14 protein-coding genes are annotated in these 22,086 nt (G+C 37.5%); 13 read left to right on the top strand and 1 reads right to left on the bottom strand.

The features are described from left to right. Positions 1–234 precede the first annotated feature (234 nt). Positions 235–1,008: a response regulator transcription factor gene (locus tag B494_RS19475; protein WP_017473017.1), complete on the bottom strand. Its 774-nt coding sequence runs from the start codon at positions 1,006–1,008 to the stop codon at positions 235–237. 277 nt (positions 1,009–1,285) lie between these two features. On the opposite strand from B494_RS19475, the gene B494_RS0114010 reads away from it, so the two are divergent. The 13 genes from B494_RS0114010 to B494_RS0113950 all read left to right on the top strand — a co-directional run bounded on the left by B494_RS0114010 (position 1,286) and on the right by B494_RS0113950 (position 21,957). After that, on the top strand, positions 1,286–2,875 hold the full coding sequence (locus B494_RS0114010) for a glycoside hydrolase family 43 protein (RefSeq protein ID WP_017473016.1): 1,590 nt from the start codon (positions 1,286–1,288) through the stop codon (positions 2,873–2,875). A gap of 184 nt (positions 2,876–3,059) precedes the next feature. Then, on the top strand, positions 3,060–4,427 hold the full coding sequence (locus tag B494_RS0114005; RefSeq protein ID WP_017473015.1) for an ABC transporter substrate-binding protein: 1,368 nt from the start codon (positions 3,060–3,062) through the stop codon (positions 4,425–4,427). Between the two features lie 242 nt (positions 4,428–4,669). Next, positions 4,670–7,588 carry an extracellular solute-binding protein gene (locus tag B494_RS0114000; RefSeq protein ID WP_017473014.1) on the top strand — a complete coding sequence of 973 codons (2,919 nt, stop codon included), beginning with the start codon at positions 4,670–4,672 and terminating at the stop codon, positions 7,586–7,588. An 18-nt stretch (positions 7,589–7,606) separates the two neighbouring features. Then, positions 7,607–8,590 (top strand): carbohydrate ABC transporter permease, encoded by a 984-nt coding sequence (locus B494_RS0113995; RefSeq protein WP_017473013.1) that lies wholly within the window; start codon positions 7,607–7,609, stop codon positions 8,588–8,590. A gap of 2 nt (positions 8,591–8,592) precedes the next feature. Beyond that, positions 8,593–9,447, top strand: a complete 855-nt coding sequence (locus B494_RS0113990) for a carbohydrate ABC transporter permease (RefSeq protein ID WP_017473012.1) — start codon at positions 8,593–8,595, stop codon at positions 9,445–9,447. A 17-nt stretch (positions 9,448–9,464) separates the two neighbouring features. Then, positions 9,465–10,922: a hypothetical protein gene (locus B494_RS0113985; RefSeq protein WP_017473011.1), complete on the top strand. Its 1,458-nt coding sequence runs from the start codon at positions 9,465–9,467 to the stop codon at positions 10,920–10,922. Next, complete coding sequence (locus tag B494_RS0113980) at positions 10,912–11,538, top strand: YIP1 family protein (RefSeq protein WP_017473010.1); 627 nt, start codon at positions 10,912–10,914, stop codon at positions 11,536–11,538. Before B494_RS0113985 ends, B494_RS0113980 begins: the two co-directional genes overlap by 11 nt. 20 nt (positions 11,539–11,558) lie before the next feature. After that, complete coding sequence (locus B494_RS0113975) at positions 11,559–14,114, top strand: DUF5696 domain-containing protein (RefSeq protein ID WP_017473009.1); 2,556 nt, start codon at positions 11,559–11,561, stop codon at positions 14,112–14,114. After that, on the top strand, positions 14,111–15,025 hold the full coding sequence (locus B494_RS0113970; protein WP_017473008.1) for a carbohydrate ABC transporter permease: 915 nt from the start codon (positions 14,111–14,113) through the stop codon (positions 15,023–15,025). The genes B494_RS0113975 and B494_RS0113970 overlap by 4 nt, the downstream gene beginning before the upstream one ends. Before the next feature lie 60 nt (positions 15,026–15,085). After that, on the top strand, positions 15,086–16,030 hold the full coding sequence (locus B494_RS0113965; RefSeq protein ID WP_017473007.1) for a carbohydrate ABC transporter permease: 945 nt from the start codon (positions 15,086–15,088) through the stop codon (positions 16,028–16,030). Between the two features lie 838 nt (positions 16,031–16,868). Then, positions 16,869–18,554, top strand: coding sequence for an extracellular solute-binding protein (locus B494_RS0113960; protein WP_017473006.1), 1,686 nt, complete (start codon positions 16,869–16,871; stop codon positions 18,552–18,554). A gap of 36 nt (positions 18,555–18,590) precedes the next feature. Next, positions 18,591–20,342, top strand: a complete 1,752-nt coding sequence (locus B494_RS0113955; protein WP_017473005.1) for a sensor histidine kinase — start codon at positions 18,591–18,593, stop codon at positions 20,340–20,342. Next, a complete protein-coding gene (locus B494_RS0113950; protein ID WP_017473004.1) occupies positions 20,335–21,957 on the top strand; it encodes a response regulator transcription factor in 1,623 nt (540 codons plus the stop codon). Before B494_RS0113955 ends, B494_RS0113950 begins: the two co-directional genes overlap by 8 nt. Positions 21,958–22,086: the final 129 nt, after the last annotated feature.

Genomic DNA, 22,086 nt, shown 5'->3' with positions numbered 1-22,086 from the left:
AAGCCGTGCCCGCAGAAAGGGAGTATATTTCCTCTGCGGGTATGTGATAAACCTACACATTCTAACATCATTCGTATTTGGAGAGCATATTTTGTTATGTCCCGGCCTCGTTGGTAGAGATGTTTTTTGGTGCAAATAAGGATCCGTATAAGTGAGGACAACTTATCGTAATCGAATTTTCTAGTTTTGAAGGCCTGTTTTAGCCTTTGTTAAAGCAAAGATATTCAGACGAACTCAAATTTTATATTGTTTTTCATAAAAAGATAAATAGTGTTTATCTCTATATTTCGAAGCACTTACACCCGTGTGTGCTTTGAATTTCTTATAAAACCAATCTAAATCTGTATAACCCACTTCGTAAGCGACTTCATATATTTTCATATTTGTGTGATCCAATAAAAATTGGGCTTTTTCCATCCGCCTATTCAGCAAGTATTGATTAAAAGTTATTTTTTCATGACATTTAAATTTTTGTCCTAGATATGAACAGTTATAATGTAAATGGTTGGAAATTTCTTTTAGCGTGATCTGCTTATGGATAGAATGTTCAACATAACTTTTAACAGCGTCAATGATATTAGCGTCTCTTCTATGATAAGCAGTTGTTCTTTTGGTATAAAAACTAATCTTGCTCTGATCTTCAATCGTTTGTTTAATTTTTAATAAACTACTAATGCATTCGTTAGGTTGGATCGGGCCAGGTAAGTAATCGTTGACTTGTAGACTAATCGCATGCCGAACAAAATTAAAATCTTTTTCGCCACCCACTAACAAAATAGGTGTTTGACTAACTTTACGGATACGAGCACATAACTCTAATCCATCAAAAGTTATCTCTGTCAAATTCAATACAATAAGTCTATAAACATCTTTATTTATTAAGGATAATGTATCTGAAATGGTGCCAGCGGATGCCTGAATAATAAAACCATAGGAAGGCCAATCAATCATATGCTTAATTGCATCTCTTGACAGTCGATCTGGGTCAACCAGTAAAACGTTGTACATGAAATGATCCTCCTCTAAGTGGAGCAAGTATGGGTAAACACTATACGGTAAAGCCTTTGGTTGTATGCTTCCATTATAAGTAATAAACCGCTTACATAGAATGTGCTTTTCTTTATATTTCACACAACAATTTATTTTATTGTGGATAAAGGTTATTTCTAAAAATTCAAAAAAATAGAATGTGGGGGGCTAAAACACAAATAATAACGGGTTGTTTTCCATAAATGTAAGCGTTATATTTGTGTCTGGATATACTGAATCAAGAGGAGGAGGATAAATGAAAAAAGTTAAAGTGACATTATTTTTAATGAGCTTATTAATCATTCTTATTTTTGTGGGAAAGGTAGGTAGGGATCAAATGGTTAATGCAGACAGCGGAAATGAAAAAACAGTAGACAATACTAGTGGGGTTGTTGAGTCAAAAAGTAAAGGTTATTTAACGCCCCGACCGGCAATTGGTAAGCAACCTCGCAATTCGAACCCACTTTTAGCACATCAATTTGGGGCTGACCCTTATGCACTTGTATATGAGGATCGCGTTTATATTTATAATACACATGATAAATTTGAGTATGATGATAATGGCGAAATCATTGAAAATAGTTATGCCAACATTAATCGATTATCGATGATTTCTTCGGAGGATTTAGTGAATTGGACGGACCACGGTGTTGTTCATGCAGCTGGTAGGGAAGGAGCTGCCAAGTGGGCGAGTCAATCATGGGCTCCAGCTGCCGCTCATAAAGTCATTGATGGTGAAGATAAGTTTTTCTTGTATTTTGCTAATAATGCTAGTGGAATTGGCGTGTTAACAAGTGACAGCCCAACAGGACCTTGGGAAGATCCAATTAATAAGCCACTAATTTCGTGGTCTACACCAGGTGTGGCTGGGGTTACATGGCTATTTGATCCTGCGGTTTTAGTTGATGATGATGGTAAAGCATATCTCTATTTTGGTGGAGGTGTACCTGATGGTGAACATGCCATGCCAAATACTGCGCGTGTCATAGAATTGGGTGAAGATATGGCTAGTACAGTTGGTTCAGCTGTTCCTATTCCAGCGCCGTTTATGTTTGAAAGCTCAGGTATTAGTAAAAGGGATGGCGTCTATTATTATAGCTACTCTACAAATTTCTACAATGGTCAAAGACCTCCTGGCAGCCCTGGCGGTGGCGAAATTGCATATATGACAAGTGATCATCCAATGGGACCGTGGGAGTATCAAGAAACTATATTGCAAAATCCATGGCATTTCTTTGGTGTTGGAGGTAATAACCATCAGGATCTGTTTTTATTTCATGACCAATGGTACATTGCTTATCATGCGCAAACATTATCTGATGCGATGGGAGTGGCAAAAGGCTATCGTTCTACACATATAAATAAAGTTTTCTTTAATGAAGATGGAAGTATTGATGAGATACAAGCAGATCTAAAAGGTGTAGAGGCTGTAAAGAAGTTAAACCCTTATGATAATGTTCAAGCTGAAACGATGGCGTGGAATGCTGGCATTGATGTGGATGTATTTGAAACGACAGAAGAAGGAAAAGGGTTAGCAGTAACAAAAATCGAAGCAGGAAGTTGGACGGCTGTCTCGTCTGTTGACTTCGGTCAAGGGGCCTCTGAATTTTCAGCAGTTGTTTCAAGTGGTGCGACCGGTGGGGGAATTGAAGTCCGTTTGGATAATCCAGAAGGAACACTGATTGGAGAGGTTGAAGTTCCGAATACTGGCGGATGGGAGCAATGGCAAACGGTCTCGACAACTGTATCCGGTGTAGCAGGTGTTCGTGATGTATACTTTGTCTTTACCGGAAGTCAATCAGGCAAACACTTATTCAATTTTGATTATTGGCGTTTTCATCAATAGCTATACCTGTTTAGAAACAAACGATTAAAACGTTATGTTAGTCGTTTATCAATCCTATCTCTCTAGGAAGGAAACTAGAATTTGACCGGTAATTAAGCTAAGTATTCACCGGTTGTCCATCAATTATGAAAGCGCTATATTTATCATTAGGAATTCCAAATATAAAGTAAACGGGGGTATTAAATTGAGCAAATGGAAGCTGGTTATCTATTGTCTCTTTATGTTAATGCTTGTAGCATGTAACAACGATAATGTAAGCGGTGACAATAATCAGGACGCAGAAGCTGCTGATCCAATTGAGGACGTTAATGATCAATCAGAAGATGAAAAAGAGGAAGTGGATTATTATCAGACGCCAGAAATGGATTTTGATATGGAAGGAAGAACGATTAAGATTGTGGCATGGTGGGATATGGAATTTTCTGAAGATAACCCTGACAGCATTCAATTTAAAGAGAATCTTGAAGCATTAAAGGAAAAGCACAATTTTGATGTAGAATATATTGCCATTGATTATGGTGAGTATCAAGAAAGAATAACAGCTTCCTTATTAGCGGGTGAGCCAATAGGTGATCTTGTTCGCTTAGGTAAAAACTATACGATTCCAGCCCTTGTTCAGCAAGACTTGTTATGGCCAGTTGATGAGTACACCCAAAACGATCAGGTGTTTAACCAACTTGTTTCTAATGAACTTTTTACGCACGAAGGACGTGGTTATGCTTTTACTGAAGCACAAACCATCTTAGTTCAGGGTGTTTTCTATAATCGTACGTTAATGAGCGAGCTCGGAATCAAACCTTTGCAGGAATATGTAGATGAAGATAATTGGAATTGGGATACATTTATTGATGTTGTGAGGCAAGCAAACCAAGATACGAATAATGATGGCAGCTTGGATACTTGGGGTTTAGCTAATCGTTCTGTTATTCAGCAAGCTTTGGCGTCTAATAATACAGCTTTGACGGAAGGAAATGAACAAAATTTAGAAGATCCGGCAACGATTGAATCCTTGGAATTTGTAGCGGAGATAACTAATGATCAGCTTGCTCGCCCGACTGAAGGCGGGGATTGGACGGAACCGCAACAATTTTTCCGTGAGGGAAATACCTTGTTATATACGGGTGCTTTATACGAATTTGACGGATTCCAAACAGATATGCCTGATTATGAATTAGGCTTCCTTCCATTCCCGAAAGGACCTAGTGTTTCAGACTACTATACTTTTGAATCTGCTTTGCAAGCAATTGCCATCCCTAAAACTGTTGAGAACCCGGAGCAACTTGTTTATATTTGGGAGAAAATCCATGACATCGAATCGATCTATGATTACCCAGAACAAGCTTCGTATGAATCAACATTTGTATACGAGGAAGACATTGAAAATGCTAGAATGGTTGGTCCGAACTTAGTTGTACTTGATCATTTTGCCTTTCCCAATTTAGACTATTGGGGATTTGAACATGATTTACTTGAAGGGACCGCTGTATCAACGCTTGTTGAGAGCTATGGTCAAGCTTTCCAGGCAGCAATAGACGAAGTTTATAGTGATTAATCATAATGCATTTCAAAAGGCATTTATCTGACTTAGCCATTAATCGGCTAAGTCAGTCACGTTAACACAGATAACCGTCCGTAAAACACCCGCTAAAAATAGAACGTAAAGCTTATCTATTTAGGCGGGAGTTAACGGTGGTTAATATCCTTGATTCAATCAAGGGTAGAGCGCAAAAAACATCTATTGATTGAAGGTTCGTTATATAAAACGCTGATACTAAGCAAAAGGAGGGAGAAAAATTGTACATATTAAAGAATAAATATGTACGTGTCATTTTCGTATTTACAATACTTTTTTCTTCCATATGGTTTTTAAGGGTCAACAGGGATTCTAATCAACATTATTCTAAAACGATAGCTGAATTTACAGCAATTGTGAACGAGGGTGATGAAGAAAGCTACGATCATTATTTGGAACAACATTCAGAAGCCGAACGCCCTAGCCAAACGATTCGTATTGAAGGTGAGGATTACGCAGAGATAGATGGAGAGGGTTTTGAAATTCTCAATCACTTTAATGGATTAGATGGTCAATCAGTGATGACCCCAGAAGAAGGTTCGATAAGTTGGGATGTTCAGGTTGAATCTCCAGGTCTATATAATATGAGAATCCATTATTATCCTGTTGAAGGAAAGAGTTCAGCAATTCAAAGAGAATTAAATATTAATGGTGAAGTGCCCTTTTTTGGTGCTGACTATATGATTTTTGATCGTATTTGGGGTAACCAATATGAAGAATTTATAAGGGATGATCGTGATAATGAATTGCGTCCACGTCAAGTTGAGCAACCCGATTGGTTAATGACATCTTTTAAAGATAGTGAAGGTTATTTTAATGAACCTTATTTCTTCTATTTCGAGGAAGGTGTCCAGACGATTACATTAATTTCAAAGCGGGAACCCATGGTGATCGACTATATTGAGTTATACCGGCATGTACCCGCAAAGGCATATCAAGAAATAGAGCAAGAATATCGGGAAAAAGGAATTGAACCCACTACGGGTCACTTTATTCAGATCCAAGCGCAAGATGCAGATAGGAAATCTTCTCCAACTCTATTTCCTTTAAATGATCGTTCCAGCCCGACGGTTGAGCCTTATCATGTTTCAAAGTTGCGGGTGAATACCATTGGCGGTGCTAACTGGCAACAACCGGGTCAGTGGATTGAATGGGCGTTTGAAGTAGAAGAAGAAGGACTTTATCAAATTGCCTTAAAAAGAAAGCAAGATCAATTACGTGGCGTATATGCGTCTCGGTCGTTAACCATTAATGGAGAGCAACCATTTAAGGAAATGAATATTCTAAGATTTAACTACAACTTGGATTGGCGTACCGACGTCCTTGGCATTTCAGAGGAGGAACCTTATTTATTCCATTTAAAAGAAGGAACCAATACAATTCGGCTGATGGTAACACTTGGAGATGTAGCGCCATTATTAAGGACAATTGAGTCGAGTGTACTTGAGTTAAATGAAATGTATCGAAAAATATTAATGATTACATCGAATACACCTGATCCGCTAAGAGATTATCAATTGGATCGACGTATTCCTGATCTGATTGATGTCTTTACTGAACAAGCGGCCATTATTAGAGAAGTAGCCGATTATTTAGAGATGTCGACGGGAGAAAGAAGCGATAAAGTTGCTGTTTTGCATTCAACAGTTATTCAGTTAGAAGAAATGATTAAGGATCCAGATACAATTGCGCGTAGACTCGATACATTTAAATTAAATGTAGGTGGGCTAGGCACTTGGATACAAACCGTTCGTGAACAACCTCTTACACTCGATTATCTGATCGTATCATCGCCGGATCAAGAGATGCCACGAGCTGAGGCGACTGTTTTTGAACGCTTGCAACACGAGGTAGGTGCTTTTGTTGCTTCGTACACTGAAGATTACGATAGTATTGGCAGTACGGTTGAAAATAAAGATTTAGAACAATCGATTACGGTTTGGCTCACGACTGGAAGGGATCAAGCGCAGATATTGAAAGGGTTAATCGACGATACATTTACACAAGAAACAGGTATATCGGTTAACTTAAGACTGGTGCCGCCGAATATTCTCTTACCAGCAACATTAGCTCGTGAGGGTCCTGATATTGCTTTGCAAATGGGTGAGGATGTCCCGGTTAATTATGCTATGCGTAATGCTGCTGCAGATTTGACCGTATTTCCAGACCATGAAGAAGTTTTAACACGTTTTCGCGAAAGTGCTATAGTTCCGTTTCAATTTGAAGATGGCATTTATGCATTGCCTGAGACACAGATGTTTCCTGTTATGTTCTATCGAAAAGATATATTAGAAGAATTAGATTTGACCCCACCTGAAACCTGGGATGAAGTCTATCGTATGATTTCTATTTTACAAAGACAAAATTTAGAGTTTTTCTTACCAATTGATGATCCGATGGCCCAAAATAATACGTTGCTTATTCCTAATCGAGCTTTTGCGATGTTATTGTATCAAAAAGGCGGGCAATTCTATCAAGCTGATCAAAAAGCCAGTGCATTAGATTCTGAGATTGCGATAGAAGCATTTAATCAATGGACGCAATTCTATACCAATTATAAATTCCCATTAATGGCTGATTTCCCTAATCGCTTAAGAGTTGGTGAGATGCCGATTGGTATTGCTGATTATGCGACTTATAACATGCTAACGGTGTTGGCACCTGAGATCAGGGGGTTATGGGAATTCACAACTGTACCAGGAACCGTTATGGAAGATGGCACGATCAATCACGATGTTCCGAGTTTCTCTACGGCAGCAATGATGTTAGAAAATGCAGAAAACAAAGAAGCAGCGTGGCAATTCTTAAAATGGTGGACTGAAAAAGAAACACAGATTTCTTTTGGTAGGGAAATGGAGAGTTTACTAGGAGAAGCTGCACGTTATCCGACAGCAAATATTCAGGCTTTAGAAGAACTGCCTTGGCCCATCGAGGACTATAATAACTTGGAAAGCCAATGGCAGTGGGTTCGAGGTATTCCACAAGTGCCTGGGGGTTACTTCACTGGTCGCCACATTGATAATGCGTTTAGACGGGTTGTTAATGCTGATGAAAATCCAAGAGAAGCTTTGGCTGATTATATACGCTATATAAATGATGAAATTGAAATTAAACGTAAAGAATTTGATTTACCTTATTAGGATAGGGGGTGGGAGTAGATGCAAGCGGAACAAATGGAACAACCGATAGAGAGCACAGTCTATCCGAAGAAGGAAGTTAAAGGTAATAATCCAAATAAAAGATCAAAAATGAATAGATTTAAAAGCGAATTGAAAAGAGGAAAGCACTATTATATTTTAATGGCTCCATACATGATTATCTTTTCTTTATTTACAGTCGTTCCAGTAATTGTGTCATTGTTTCTTAGTTTTTTCTCCTTTAACATGCTTGAGTTACCACAATTTGTTGGGTGGGGGAATTATTCGCGCTTATTTCTAAGTGATGATGTTTTTATGATAGCTTTGAAGAACACACTAGTGTTTGCTGTCATTACGGGACCACTAAGCTATTTAGCTTGTTTTATTTTCGCTTGGATAATTAATGAGTTATCTCCTAAAATTAGAGCTTTTATGACAGTGATTTTTTATGCGCCTTCAATTGCTGGTAATGTCTTTTTTATCTGGCTGATTATTTTTTCTGGTGACGCCTATGGATACTTAAATGGTTTCTTGATGCGAACAGGCATTATATTAGAGCCTATTCAATGGTTAAGAGATGAGCAATATGTATTAGGAGTCGTTATTTTAGTTCAACTGTGGTTGAGTTTGGGTACAAGTTTTCTTGCTTTCATCGCAGGATTACAGACCATCGATCACTCATTGGTAGAGGCGGGTGCAGTTGATGGAATAAAGAATAGATGGCAGGAACTGTGGTATATTACGTTACCATCTATGAAGCCACAACTGTTGTTTGGGGCGGTCCTGCAAATTACCCAATCGTTTGCCGTAGCTGATATTTCAATAGCTCTCGCTGGTTTTCCGAGTGTTAACTATGCAGCTCATACAGTCGTCACACACTTGATGGATTATGGTACGATTCGATTTGAAATGGGTTACGCATCAGCAATAGCTACTGTTTTGTTTGGACTTATGTTGGGTACAAATATGCTTATTCAAAAATTACTAAGAAAGGTAGGAACTTGATTATGGCACTTATTAAAAAAAGGCTTAATCGATCTTTGCCTGTTAGTCTGATGCTCTTCTTGTTCCTAGCTTTATTTGGCGCTTTTATGGCTCTGCCACTTGTTTATGCAGTTAACAATGCATTTAAGCCACTTGATGAGCTATTTATCTTTCCACCGAGATTTTTTGTAAGGAATCCAACATTCGATAATTTCTTTGATTTAGTAGCAGTCATGGGGGACTCATGGGTCCCGTTATCACGTTATTTTTTCAACACCATTGTCATTACACTATTCGGAACAGTCGGGCATATTATCTTAGCTTCAATGGCTGCTTATCCATTGGCGAAATATAAGTTCCCTGGTTCTTCGGCTATTTTTCGGGTGGTCGTGCTATCTTTAATGTTTTCACCGCATGTAACTGCTATACCAAACTATATGGTAATGTCAAGGCTTGGTTGGATTGATACACATTTATCACTCATTGTCCCTGCGATGGCATTCCCACTAGGTTTGTTTTTGATGAAGCAATTTATGGAACAACTTCCAGATGCAATGCTTGAAGCTGCAAAAATTGATGGGGCAAGTGAATATCGCATTTTTTGGAAGATTGTTATGCCAAATGTTAAGCCCGCCTGGTTAACGCTATTAATCTTACAATTTCCGGTGCTTTGGGGGACAAATGGCGGGGATTTTGTTTATAGTGAAGAATTAAAAACGCTAAATTATGCTTTGCAGCAAATTATATTGGGAGGCATTGCGCGTGCAGGTGTTGGTGCAGCAGTTGCATTGATACTGATGGTTGTGCCGATCACACTTTTTATCATTTCACAAAGCAATGTCATTCAAACGATGTCAAGTTCTGGTATGAAAGATTAGAAGGGAGCGTGTATGAGGTGTATCCGATAAAGAAACGATATATAACCCTTCTTACCGTGATAATATTAGCATTTGGTACAGGAATACCAGTGGTTAAGGCAAGTGTTGACCAACGCTCTTATAATTATTCATACTGGGCAGACGCGGTGCCTGCGCCTCCAGCCTATCAAGCGGTAAGAATCATTGATGGTGAACGGTTGGGGATTGAGCCATTAAGTGAGCCAAATGATTTTCATGTATCACCTAATCGTTATATTTATGTGGCAGACACAGGAAATAATCGCATCATTATTTTAGATGAAACGTTTGATGTTGTTGACGTTATTGAAACTTTTTTTATCGAGGGGTCAAAAGAAACGTTCTCAAGTCCTCAGGGTATTTTCGTCAATGATGAGCAGCATGTATTTATCGCAGATACAGGAAATAATCGTGTGGTTCATCTTGATGCAAACTTTGATCTTATAAAAATCGTTGAGCAACCAGAGTCTGAGTTACTGAGTGATCAATTTACCTTCCGTCCTTTAAAAGTGGCGGTGGATTATGCGGGACGTCTTTTTGTTATGGCAGATGGTGTATTTGACGGATTTATGGAATTTAGTGTGGATGGGTATTTTACAACTTTCATAGGAGCTAACCGTGTCCGGGTGGATCCAATTGAATATTTGTGGAAACGATTTGCCACTAGAGAGCAGCGGAGTCAAATGGTCAATTATGTGCCGACTGAATTTACAAACCTGGATGTTAACGAACAAGGTTTTCTTTATGCTACAAACGTGGATAATTCGGATGATGTAATAAAAAAAATTAATGCAAGAGGCGATGACATTCTTAGAAGAGAAGGTTACTTCAGTCCAATTGGTGATGTTCGCTATACCCAAACAGATGGCTCCTCGAGGTTAATTGATATAAGTGTAGCAGATTATGAGATCTATTCAGTTTTAGATTCGAGAAGAGGGCGTATCTTTACTTATAATGGTGACGGTCATCTCATGTATGTATTTGGAGGGATAGGTAATCGCTTAGGAGAATTTCATACACCAATTGCTATCGAGAGATATGATGATTATTTTCTTGTGCTTGATCGAGAACTTGGAGAGATTACCATTTTCACAGCAACGCTCTATGGTCAAACGTTAAATGAAGCGGTAAGAAGTTATGAACAAGGTGATGAAGAGCTGGCGCATCAACTTTTTGAAGAAGTGGTTAATATGAATGTCAATTTGGAATTTGCTTACACTGGCATTGGAAAATCGCTGTTACAGCAAGATCAATACGAACAGGCAATGCATAACTTTGAGCAGAGTTTGGATCAAAATAACTATTCCAAAGCGTATTTATTGTACCGTAATCGATTGTTACGTGACCATTTTAACGTGATCATGTCAACGATATTAGGCACTGTATCAGTGATTACTATCATTGTTGTTTATCGAAAGATAGCGAAAAGAAAGAGGAGGGTTTTGGTTGAACAGTGATAATATTAAATACCCTTTTCATTTAACAACCCACCCATTCCAAGGGTTTTGGGATTTAAAATATGAACGCAATACGCGAATAAATTTAACCATTTCCTTTTTTATTTTATTTTCTCTAATTGTCACGAATGTGCTAAGTAATCAATATGCCGGGTTTATTGTCAATATATACAACCCAGAGGAAATGAATAGTTTAATGGAAATTGTTTATGTTCTTATTCCTGTTTTATTTTGGTGTACAGCTAATTGGTCGCTGACAACACTGATGGATGGAGAGGGGAAGTTTGTTGAGATTTTTATTGCAACGTGTTTTGCTTTAGTGCCCCTTGTTATGATTAATTTTCCATGGATTTGGTTAAGTAATTTTATCTCAATGCAAGAAGCGATGTTTTATTATTTATCACAGAGCTTCGCAGTCATCTGGTTTATTTTCTTAATATTTGTTGGGAATATGACTGTACATCAATATACACCATCTAAAACAATCGGTACTATCGTTTTAACAATCATTGCGATGGGGTTTATAGCGTTTCTATGTCTACTGTTTTTTAGCCTAATTCAACAAATAATAGCTTTCTTTAGTGTGATTTATCAAGAGATTGTCTTTAGGTACTAATGGGAGGAGCGTCAGATAGAATGATTAAAGCCATAATTATGCGACTACTCACATTGTTGCTAGTGATGATCATTTTGGCAGGATGTTCAGATCCTGCTACGGGCAAAGATCAATTAGAAGAAGATTTGTCTGAAGCTGAGGTTACGCAAATGGAACCATTACAAGCTGCTTTTGTGGATAGTCGTGTAGAGGGAATGAAGGGCATGGTTGAAAATGAGCATTTACAATTATTTGTAGATGAAGAAACAGCTAGTATTGCTGTCCATAATAAATCGAGTGGTGAGGTTTGGTACAGCAATCCACCTGATCGAGATGGTGATAGCATAGCCTCAGGTGTTCACCAAGATTTGTTATCTTCGCAAATGCAATTGCAATTTTTTAACAATTTCGGTCAAAGTAGTAATATGAATTCATATACTGACAGTGTCGTCCATGATCAGTTTAATATTGAGGCAATTCCAGATGGTTTACGAGTCAATTACCAATTTGGTAAAGCTCAGCGCTCGGCTGAGGATTTGCCTTTAATGTTGAGTAGTGAGAGAGTTGAAGAATTGTTAAGTCGGCTAGATGATACGAGTCAACGTGCATTAACCATCGCCTATACAGAAAACCCGGATACAGGCATTTATGAAAGAAATGACAATGCACTACGTGGTCTTCAATTAGAACGTGCTTTTACAGCATTTGAAGAGGCTGGATACACAGAGGAAGATTTACAACAAGATATGATGGAACTAAATTTTACCCAAGAATCAGCAGAGGGGAGAGTTTTTTTAGCTTCCATTGAATATAGGTTAGAAGAAGATAGTATTTTGGTCACTGTCCCAAATGATCGTATTCACTATACGCCAGAGTTTCCTGTAAATCGTATCTCCTTTTTTAACTTTTTTGGTGCGGCTGATAGCAACGAAAGTGGTTCACTATTTGTTCCAGATGGATCGGGTGCTTTAATCCACTTTAACAATGGCAGGACAAATCTACCTTCCTATCAACAAGCAGTTTATGGAACAGATCTCGCAACCTTATCAAGAGACGACGTAAGGATGGAAGAAACGGCAAGGCTTCCCGTTTTTGGTTTGATAAAAGATGAAGGTGAAGCGTGGTTAGCAATTATTGAAGAAGGCGCTTCTGTCGCCTCTATAAGTGCTGATGTTAGTGGTAGGTTGAATAGTTACAACTATGTGTACCCTAGTTTTACTGTCGTGGCAAAAGGTGATGTCACCTTACGTGCCGATCAACAAGAACGGACATTGCCTAGGTTCCAGGAGGGACCGATGAAGACGGATTTTTCAGTTAGATATGTGTTCTTGAATGGTGAAGAGGCGTCTTATCAGGGAATGGCTAACTATTATCAACGTTATTTAATCCAGAACAAGGGTCTTCGTGCTCATGATAATGAAGAGATGACAAAGGATATGCCATTTTATTTGCAATTAGTTGGAAATATAACCAAACAACAGCATTTTGCCGGTATTCCTTATCAATCCTCGACATCATTAACAAGCTTCGATCAAGCTGAACAGATCCTTAGACAGATGAAAGAAAGTGAGATTAATGATATTAAGTTAAGTTATATAGGTTGGTTTAATAAAGGTATCGATCATAAGGTACCGACAAATCTTCGTGTTGATCGTGCTATCGGCGGGATGAGAGGCTTTGAAGACTTTATTGCATTTACTGAAGGACAAGGAATTAAACTCTTTCCTGAGACAGCTCTATTACAGGTCAACTCAGAAGCTGGCTTTAAAGTGAGACAAGATGCTTCACGGACATTAACAAATGTCCCTGCTGCTATATATCCGGTTGATTTATCAATGAATAGGCGAGACCGTTCACAAAAACCTGCATATCCTTTATCACCAAGACTGGTAGAAGAATACACAGAGGACATGCTAGAACAGTTCACGGTATTTGGCACAACTGGGATTGCACTTAGAGATTTGGCTGACATATTAAATAGTGATTTTAGAAGAAATGATCAAATTGATCGGACAGAATCAGAAACGATTTCTACAAATGCTTTAGAGCGGATTTATGAAGAAGAACTGTCGATTATGGCTAATGGTGGAAATGCTTATGCATTACCATATCTTACAGACATTGTCGATATACCCATGAATAGTAGCAGTTTTAAGCTTCAAGATGAATCAATTCCATTTCTTCAAATGGTCATTCGAGGCTATGTTGATTATGCGACGGTTCCTTTTAATTTATCCACATATTTAAGTGATCGAGATTATATTTTAAAAGTATTAGAATATGGTTCGCATGTAAATTTTAAGTGGATTTATGAATCTAATGAAGAATTAAAGGATACAAGGTTTAATCAGTTATATTCAGTGCATTATCAGCAGTGGCTAGAGCAAGCAACAGAGATCTATCATGAAGTTAATGATGTGCTTAAACAAGTGCGTGGTGAACCGATTCTCTCACATGAGCGCCTTGCAGAAGGCGTATACAAAACTGTTTACGGTAATGAGATATACATTGTGGTGAACTACAATATGGAATCCGTTACAGTAGACGGTCTAACTATTATGGCTCAAAGCTATATAACAGGTGGTGAAGAAAAATGAACGCCGTGAGAAAGGTCAAAATGTCACTACAGTCGTATGATGGACAGAAAGTGCTTTGGGGATTGCTTTTCGTTTCACCATGGTTATTCGGCTTTATATTTTTCTTCTCAGTTCCTTTGCTTACCTCGTTACAATATAGTTTTAGTACGATTGAGGCTAGTTCAGAAGGGCTCAAGGTTACGTTTGCCGGTTTATCTAATTATATTGAAGCATTGGCAGTTAATCCTAATTTTAATAGACAATTAGTGGAGTCCTTATTTGGTATTGTTATTGATGTCCCACTAATCTTAATCTTTAGCTTGTTTATAGCGGTGCTTTTGAACCAAGAATTTTTCGGTAGATCAGTCGCACGTTCTATTTTCTTTCTGCCCGTTATTTTAGCATCAGGGGTTATATTGGGTTTAGAAGCTGAGAGTCTTGTACAAGAAATTAATCAACAAAATGCTAATGCTGGTGGGATAGCGAACGCATTAGGGGCATTTGAATTAGAAAGAATCATGCTCAGGGCTGGTGTGAATGATTACATTGTTAATTATTTGACCGGCGCGGTCAGCCGTATTTATGACATCGTTAGTCAATCAGGTGTTCAAATTTTAATCTTTCTTGCAGGTATTCAAACGATATCACCGCAGATATATGAAGCTTCAAAAATGGAAGGTGCAACGGGGTATGAGGCTTTTTGGAAAATTACATTACCCATGGTAAGTCCGCTTATTCTCGTTAATTTGATATACACAATTATTGATTCATTTTCTAGAAGCCCGGTGACTGAACTGATTATGTCTACCGGCTTCGACAACTTAAACTTTGGACTTAGCTCTGCAATGGCTTGGGTTTATTTTATTTCGATTATGCTCATATTAGCAAGCAGCACGTATTTGATCTCTAAAAAGGTTTTCTATCAAGAATAAGTTAGCCCAACGTTTCGCGTAAGGTTAATACTAATGTAACATGGAAGGGGGAGTAATTTGATGCTAACTCGACGATTTTCTTTCGACAAACTAAAGCGTTGGGTTTGGTCATTTGTTCGATTTGTATTAATAGCTGGTTTATCTTTTGTTATACTTTATCCAATTTTGCAAAAGATCTCTACAGCTATTAAACATAAAAGTGACCTCTATTCACCGATTGTTGTGTGGATTCCGGAGAATTTCACATTTGATAATATTAGGGATGCGATGTCGATTATGAACTATTGGGAGACATTATTTAACACGTTTATGCTATCAGGCATGACAACCCTATTAACGGCGGCTTCCTGTGCACTAGCGGGTTATGCTTTTGCAAGACTTAGGTTTAAGGGAAGTAATATCTTGTTTTTTGGTGTGATTTTAACAATATTAGTGCCACCAACCACTATTTTAATTCCAGTCTATATGAACCTAAGAGAATTTAGTCTAGGCGGCTTAATCCCTTTATTAACGGGGGATACAGTTAACTTATTAGATTCATATTGGCCCTTTATCTTAACGTCGATTACCGCCAATTCTTTAAAAGCAGGATTATACATTTTTATATTCACTCAATTCTTTAGGGGCGTGCCCAAAGCCATTGAAGAAGCTGCATATATAGATGGTGCAGGTGTCGGAGCGACATTCTTTAGAATTATGCTACCTAATGCATTTCCTGCAATTGTTACCGTTATTTTGTTTTCATTTGTATGGCAATGGAATGATAGCTTTTATACGACCACTTATTTGACATCAAGTCATGTTATGTCGACACAGTTATCCTCATTGCCTTACAATTTAGAGATGTTTTTAGATGGTGGTGAAGCGGCTAGTTCTGATCCATTCTATCTAAGTATGGTGCAAGATACCGGTATTCTGTTAGCTATATTGCCACTTATTATTCTATATCTTTTTGTGCAACGTTCTTTTGTCCAAAGTATTGAACGTACAGGTGTTGTTGGTTAGAGAAACAGCCACAGATCCATTTCCTAAGTAAAGGTGTTTGTATGACCTTCAATATCGATTAGAAAAACGTATCAAATCTTTAAGAGTAGGTAGATAACCTTAACTAAATGGCTTATTGATAGAATGTCACTTAATGGGTTAGGACATAATCAACATAAATAACACATTTGTTTTTTGGAAGAAGTATAAAAAAAGGATACATGGCGGTTTGTGGCTGATTCAGACTATTCTTATGCTAAGGAAGATTTTCTGGATTTCTCTAAAAGATTGACACTTCTATTTTCAAATTTTGGCCAATAGTATTTAAATAGCTATAGCTATTTAATATTTAGGATTGCTAATGACCAGAAGATATAGAGGTGCTTTCTTATGTAAAACACGTTTTATCATAGATAACCGTCTGTAAAGCGCCTAAAATAGAGAGTAGCTCCCATCTATTTTAGGCGGGGGATAATGGCCGTCATTGTCCTGATTCACTTAACGAACAGAAAAGTTCAAGTATTGCGAAATCGTTAGTTGCTAGATTAGCTGTTTATTCGCTATTATAAAGGTAATATTCCCATTTTAGATAATCATAACGTCCGTTTCCTTTATCGCAGATAAGCGTCCGAAATACGCCCGCCACAAAACTGGAGAGTAGCTCTCATCTATGTTAGATGGTAGTTAACGGACGCTAGTGTCCTGATCCGCAGCTACCAATCAGTGCGAGAAGATTGAAAACGCCCGCTGATTGCAGATTCGTTTTTTTTATAGTTTTATGAGGCTATTTTTTTGAGTCTACTAAATGTTTATTAGACCAGTGGACGATATCAAAATTTGATAAGACGAGGTGTGCATTTTGAAAGAAAAGGATAGCCATAAATCTCTGTGTTGGTTTATTGTGTTACTTTTAAGTTATGCCTTGATGGGTTGTGAAGCTACGATGAAGAGTGATGACGACCCTGTATTAATGGATAATGTGGTGAAAACCGACTATCCTCACCTCGGACTTAGTAAGTATGAAGAGGTAATTGACATTCGTCTGGTGCGAGAGACCAGTGACAACATTGCGAGGCTAGTTGAACATTTTCCAGATGAAACGTTAACGGACAATCGTTGGATTAACCTGTACCATGAGGTTTTAGGTATTAACATTCAGTATGATTGGATAGCTGAAACACCATTATACGATCAGCAATTAGCTACTGATCTCATGTCTGGTCAATTACCAGATATTTTTAAAGTCAATACTCAGCAGTTACAACAATTAGCAGAGGCTGGATTGATACAAGATTTGTCTCACGTATTTGATGATTATGCTACACCTTTGACAAAGGATGTGATGATTCAAGAAGGTGTGCATCCATTAGAAGCAGCAACCATTGACCAAAAACTAATGGGTATACCGGAAGTGGAGTCATCCATCGAAACAGCTCAATTCATGTGGATACGAACGGATTGGCTAGAACAAGTTAATCTGAATCCTCCAAAAACAATCGATGATGTATTAACAATTTCGAAAGCGTTTACATTTGATGATCCAAACCAAACTGGCGAAGATGATACTTATGGTTTAGCTGTAACAGATTACTTGTGGAATAATATAGGCGGATTAGTGGGGTTTATGGCAGGTTACGGTGCATACCCAAATATTTGGGTACTGGACGATTCTGGAGAACTTGTATATGGTGGCATTCAGCCGGAGGTAAAGGAGGCTTTAACTGTTTTACAAGAATTGTATAGAAGTGGACAAATAGATAATGAGTTTATGTTTAAAGATGGGAGTAAAGTTAAAGAACAGATTGCCAACGGTGAAGTAGGCATGTTATACGGTGAACAGTGGGCTTCTTTTTACGTGGAAGAAAGCGTTGAAAAAAATAAAAATGCTAAATGGGCGCCTTTTCCTATCGTATCGGCAACATTTGATTCACCTCAAATACCTATTCAAAACAAAACAAATAACTTTTGGGTGGTTAGGAGTGAATTCGAATACCCTGAAGCTATTGTTAAACTAATTAATCTACACTTAGAGAAAAATTGGGGTGAGACGGCTGAATATGACGTTTATTACAGTACACCCTATTCAGTTTGGCAGCTGTCCCCTGTTACCCCATATCCCGTATTAAAGAACTTAGAGGCCTTCTATCAGTTAGAAGAAGCTAGGAATAGTGATAATTTTTCAAATCTTAATGGGGAAGCGGCAGCCATCCATAGTAAGATTGAAAATTATTTTAACGTAGGTGATAAAACGGGCTGGGGTTGGTCGCTAACTTATGGAGCGGATGGTGCTTTTTCTATTTTAGATGATTATATTAAAAATGATCAGTTGCTTTTTGATCAATATATTTGGCCACCTACAGAGACAATGATTGATATGCAGTCATTGCTGGACGACCGCCAACTTGATGCGTATCAAAATATTATATTAGGAAATCCAGTCAGTGAATTTGATGCGTTTGTAGAGGATTGGAATAGGATGGGCGGCTCCGATATGACGAAAGAAGTCAACGCAATTCAACAAAGAAAAGAAACCGATAAAGAATAAAAGCGTTATCTGTTTAAATTGGAGAGGGCGATGATCATGACAAGTAAGACCATTTATGGATTAAGTAAGTACCTATTTGTAAGATTACTCGTTATGTATCATATCATTATTCTCCCCATTGTCATTATGGGTTTATATTTATACCTATGGAGTTATCATAATGCTAGCGAAGAGATCTCAAGACATACAGAAAATCAATTAACCATATACTTGGAAAACTTGAATCGTGAAATGGGATGGATGGAAGGTCAACAGTATGATTTGTTACATGATCATGAGTTACGTAAAGTTGCCTTAACATGGGAGATGATGAGTAATGTTGAAAGGAAGACAAGTATGAATTACTTGGTCAATCGTCTAACTTCTATTAAAGGGACAAGCGCGTACATTGAAGATATTAGCATCCATATTCGTTCAATTGATAAATCGATCTCAGCCCTTGATGCTGTACAAGATTTTGATCAGATACAGTATACTTCGATTTATTCTAACGCAGTTGAGAATTATCAATTTATCAATATGTTAGACGATTCTTTAAATTTGGTAGTGGGTAATATGAATAGAGATATTGAAGGTATCCCATTTTATTTAATACAGATTGAGTTAGATAAAAACAAACTTGAACGATCACTCGATTCAATTAACATGTATGATAATAATGGATTTTTTTTACTTTCAGAGACTGCTGAGGTTTTATGGGCTTCTAAAGAAGCATCGGAAGCTGTTTTAAACAAATATTTAGAAATGTCTAATCCAGATCAAGAGGTGCGTAACAAGCTTTTAAGAGTTGGAGGACATAGCTATCATTTTGACCAGGTCTACTTAGAAGAACGTGGATTATCTATTGTAAGTTATTTACCAGAAGCCATGGTCACGCGTCCACTAACTATTTTTAGAAAGTGGTTTTGGCTATTCAGTATCTTTGTCGTTATCGCGATTGTTATCTATACATTTGCAACATATAAATTGGTTCACCGTCCATTGTTAGTTCTCCTAGGTGCTTTTGAACGGATGGAAAATGGCTGCTTAGACCATCCAATTAAACATGATAACAGGGATGAGTTTGGCCATATATATAATCGTTATAATAAGATGTTGTTACGATTAAAGACGTTAATTGATCGAGACTATAAGCAAACACTGATGATGCAACAAGCGGAACTAAAGCAGCTACAATCACAGATCAATCCGCATTTCTTATATAATAGCTTTTTTATATTAAATTCATTAGCTAAAACTGAAGATACTGAGCGCATTGAGCAATTTACCGGGATGTTAGGTGAATACTTCAAATTTATAACACGAAACGAAGAGAGTTTGGTTCCTTTAGTGGATGAAATAAAGCATGCAAGAATGTATACCGAAATACAGAATATGCGTTTTTCGAGGCGGTTATCATTTTATTTTGCTGAATTACCAAAAGAGCTTGAAAACATCAAGGTACCCAAACTAATTATTCAGCCTATTATAGAAAATGCATATAAGTATGGCCTTGAAAACAAATCAGATTCAGGTGTTCTAAAGGTTCGTTTTGATGCAAGTCCATATGAAGTGAACATTAGTGTTGAGGATAATGGAGGTGCCATCAGTGATCATGAAATAAAAATGCTACAGGAGCGAGTAACGAATCGAGAACTGCAGCAAGAATTAACAGGATTGGCTAATATTCACCGTAGAATTGTCTTAACTTATGCAGGCGGTAGTGGCTTGTACTTATCAAAGAGTGACATGAATGGCTTAAAGGTTAACGTCCGACTTATACTTAAGGAGGCATTAAGAGATGTATAGATTATTAATCGTAGACGATGAGGAGATTATTACAGATACTTTATATGATGTATTCAGCCGCCTAATGCCCGAACAACTTGATGTGTGTAAAGCATACTCCGGAAAAGAAGCGTTAGCATGGATGTCGAGAACACGCATTGATATTATTCTAACAGACATAGCTATGCCAGGATTGAGTGGTTTAGCGCTCATTGAAAAGATTCAAGAACTCTGGCCGAGGTGTAAGGTTATTTTTTTAACAGGTCATCATAATTTTGAATATATTTATCAGGCGATTCAATTGAACGATGTGAGATACCTTTTAAAAACGGAAGGTTACGATAAGGTGACGGAGACGGTAAAAGAAGTTGTCACAGAGCTGAGAAAGATGTCTTTAAACGGTTTACAGATTGAGCAAACTGAAGAAGAAAAACACGCCTATGAATTAATTGCACAAAGCGATTTTATTAGAGATGTATTGTATAAAAGCAAGATGATTTGTCATAATCCTACCGGTTTATTAACTGAATTCAACAAATTAAACCTTCCTTTGGACCCTACTAAACATGTTTACTTAGTGCTTGGTCGATTAGACTATCCAAAAGGAAAATCTTATACAGAACGCCAGCAGATGCTTGGTTTCGTTAGAGCAAATTGGAATCGACATTTATCTAAACACATAAATAATATGGGTATCGTTGACCGGTACGGCGATATGGTTTGGTTTATTCAACCCGCTCAACATAATAAGTTACCACACCCTCATTTAGTAGAATATTTAGAGGGAACATTAGAGGTTCACCAAGAGGAATGTTTAGATAAGATTGGATTAACACTTCAGCTTACTATAAGTAGAGAAATAGAAGATTGGGGAGTCGTCTCCCAAAAATATGAACATCTTCGCCAATTACAACAATTAAAGATGATTGATGGCTATCCATGTATTATTAAGGAGAAGGAATGTAATAATGAGTCAAAGAAGGTGGATTTACCATCCAATCAAAAGATCGATATTTTAACAGCTCATTTAGCAGCAAATCGGATGGATGATTTTTTTGAAGTGTTTTCTGATCTTATAAGGTCAACTCAGAGTGGCAACTATGATGAAATGATTGGCATTTATTACACGATTGCTGTACTTTTATACAGTTATATTAGTCAAAATGATTTGCATGACAGAATCAATAACTTTGAAAAACTACTAAAAATGGACGAACATAATTCTGTAAAAAGTAGCTTTCAATATTTAAAGCAAGTAGCAACTCAAATCTTTAAATTCAAACAAACGGATGATCGTAATCGTGCAACAAAAGTGATTGATCGTATTTGTCAGTATATCGAAAACCATTTAGAGGAGGATTTATCCTTAGTTCGACTAGCAGAAATTCACTACTTTAACCCGTCCTACTTATCTTATTTTTTTAAGCAAGAGCAAGGTATTAACTTATCAGAGTATATTGATAGATGTAGGATTAGGAAGGCAAAAGAATTATTGCAGAACGGCGATCTGAAGGTTCGTGAGGTGAGTGAGCATGTTGGCTATAACGCAGCGCATTCTTTTACGCGCTTTTTTAAAAAGATGACGGGGCTAACACCGAAAGAATATCGAGAAAACCTTACGAAAAGTGCTAAATGAGGGGAAATGAAAGCTTTAAGTTAAGGGATGAGCATGTATGTTAAATCTATGCCTCACACTTTCGTATCGTACATGTCGCTAATGATATTAGTCTATATATATCGGTAGACCATTTGATGAGATTAAGAG

This window comes from Amphibacillus jilinensis Y1, from assembly GCF_000306965.1.
In the GTDB taxonomy this organism is placed as follows: domain Bacteria; phylum Bacillota; class Bacilli; order Bacillales; family Amphibacillaceae; genus Amphibacillus_C; species Amphibacillus_C jilinensis.
The sequence above is the reverse complement of the archived record's forward strand: the minus strand, read 5'-3'. Positions and strand labels throughout refer to the sequence as shown.

Coding starts and splice junctions, on each gene's coding strand:
- B494_RS19475 (WP_017473017.1), bottom strand. CDS start 1,008: ATGTACAACGTTTTACTGGTTGACCCAGATCGACTGTCAAGAGATGCA.
- B494_RS0114010 (WP_017473016.1), top strand. CDS start 1,286: ATGAAAAAAGTTAAAGTGACATTATTTTTAATGAGCTTATTAATCATT.
- B494_RS0113995 (WP_017473013.1), top strand. CDS start 7,607: ATGCAAGCGGAACAAATGGAACAACCGATAGAGAGCACAGTCTATCCG.
- B494_RS0113990 (WP_017473012.1), top strand. CDS start 8,593: ATGGCACTTATTAAAAAAAGGCTTAATCGATCTTTGCCTGTTAGTCTG.
- B494_RS0113975 (WP_017473009.1), top strand. CDS start 11,559: ATGATTAAAGCCATAATTATGCGACTACTCACATTGTTGCTAGTGATG.
- B494_RS0113970 (WP_017473008.1), top strand. CDS start 14,111: ATGAACGCCGTGAGAAAGGTCAAAATGTCACTACAGTCGTATGATGGA.
- B494_RS0113965 (WP_017473007.1), top strand. CDS start 15,086: ATGCTAACTCGACGATTTTCTTTCGACAAACTAAAGCGTTGGGTTTGG.
- B494_RS0113955 (WP_017473005.1), top strand. CDS start 18,591: ATGACAAGTAAGACCATTTATGGATTAAGTAAGTACCTATTTGTAAGA.
- B494_RS0113950 (WP_017473004.1), top strand. CDS start 20,335: ATGTATAGATTATTAATCGTAGACGATGAGGAGATTATTACAGATACT.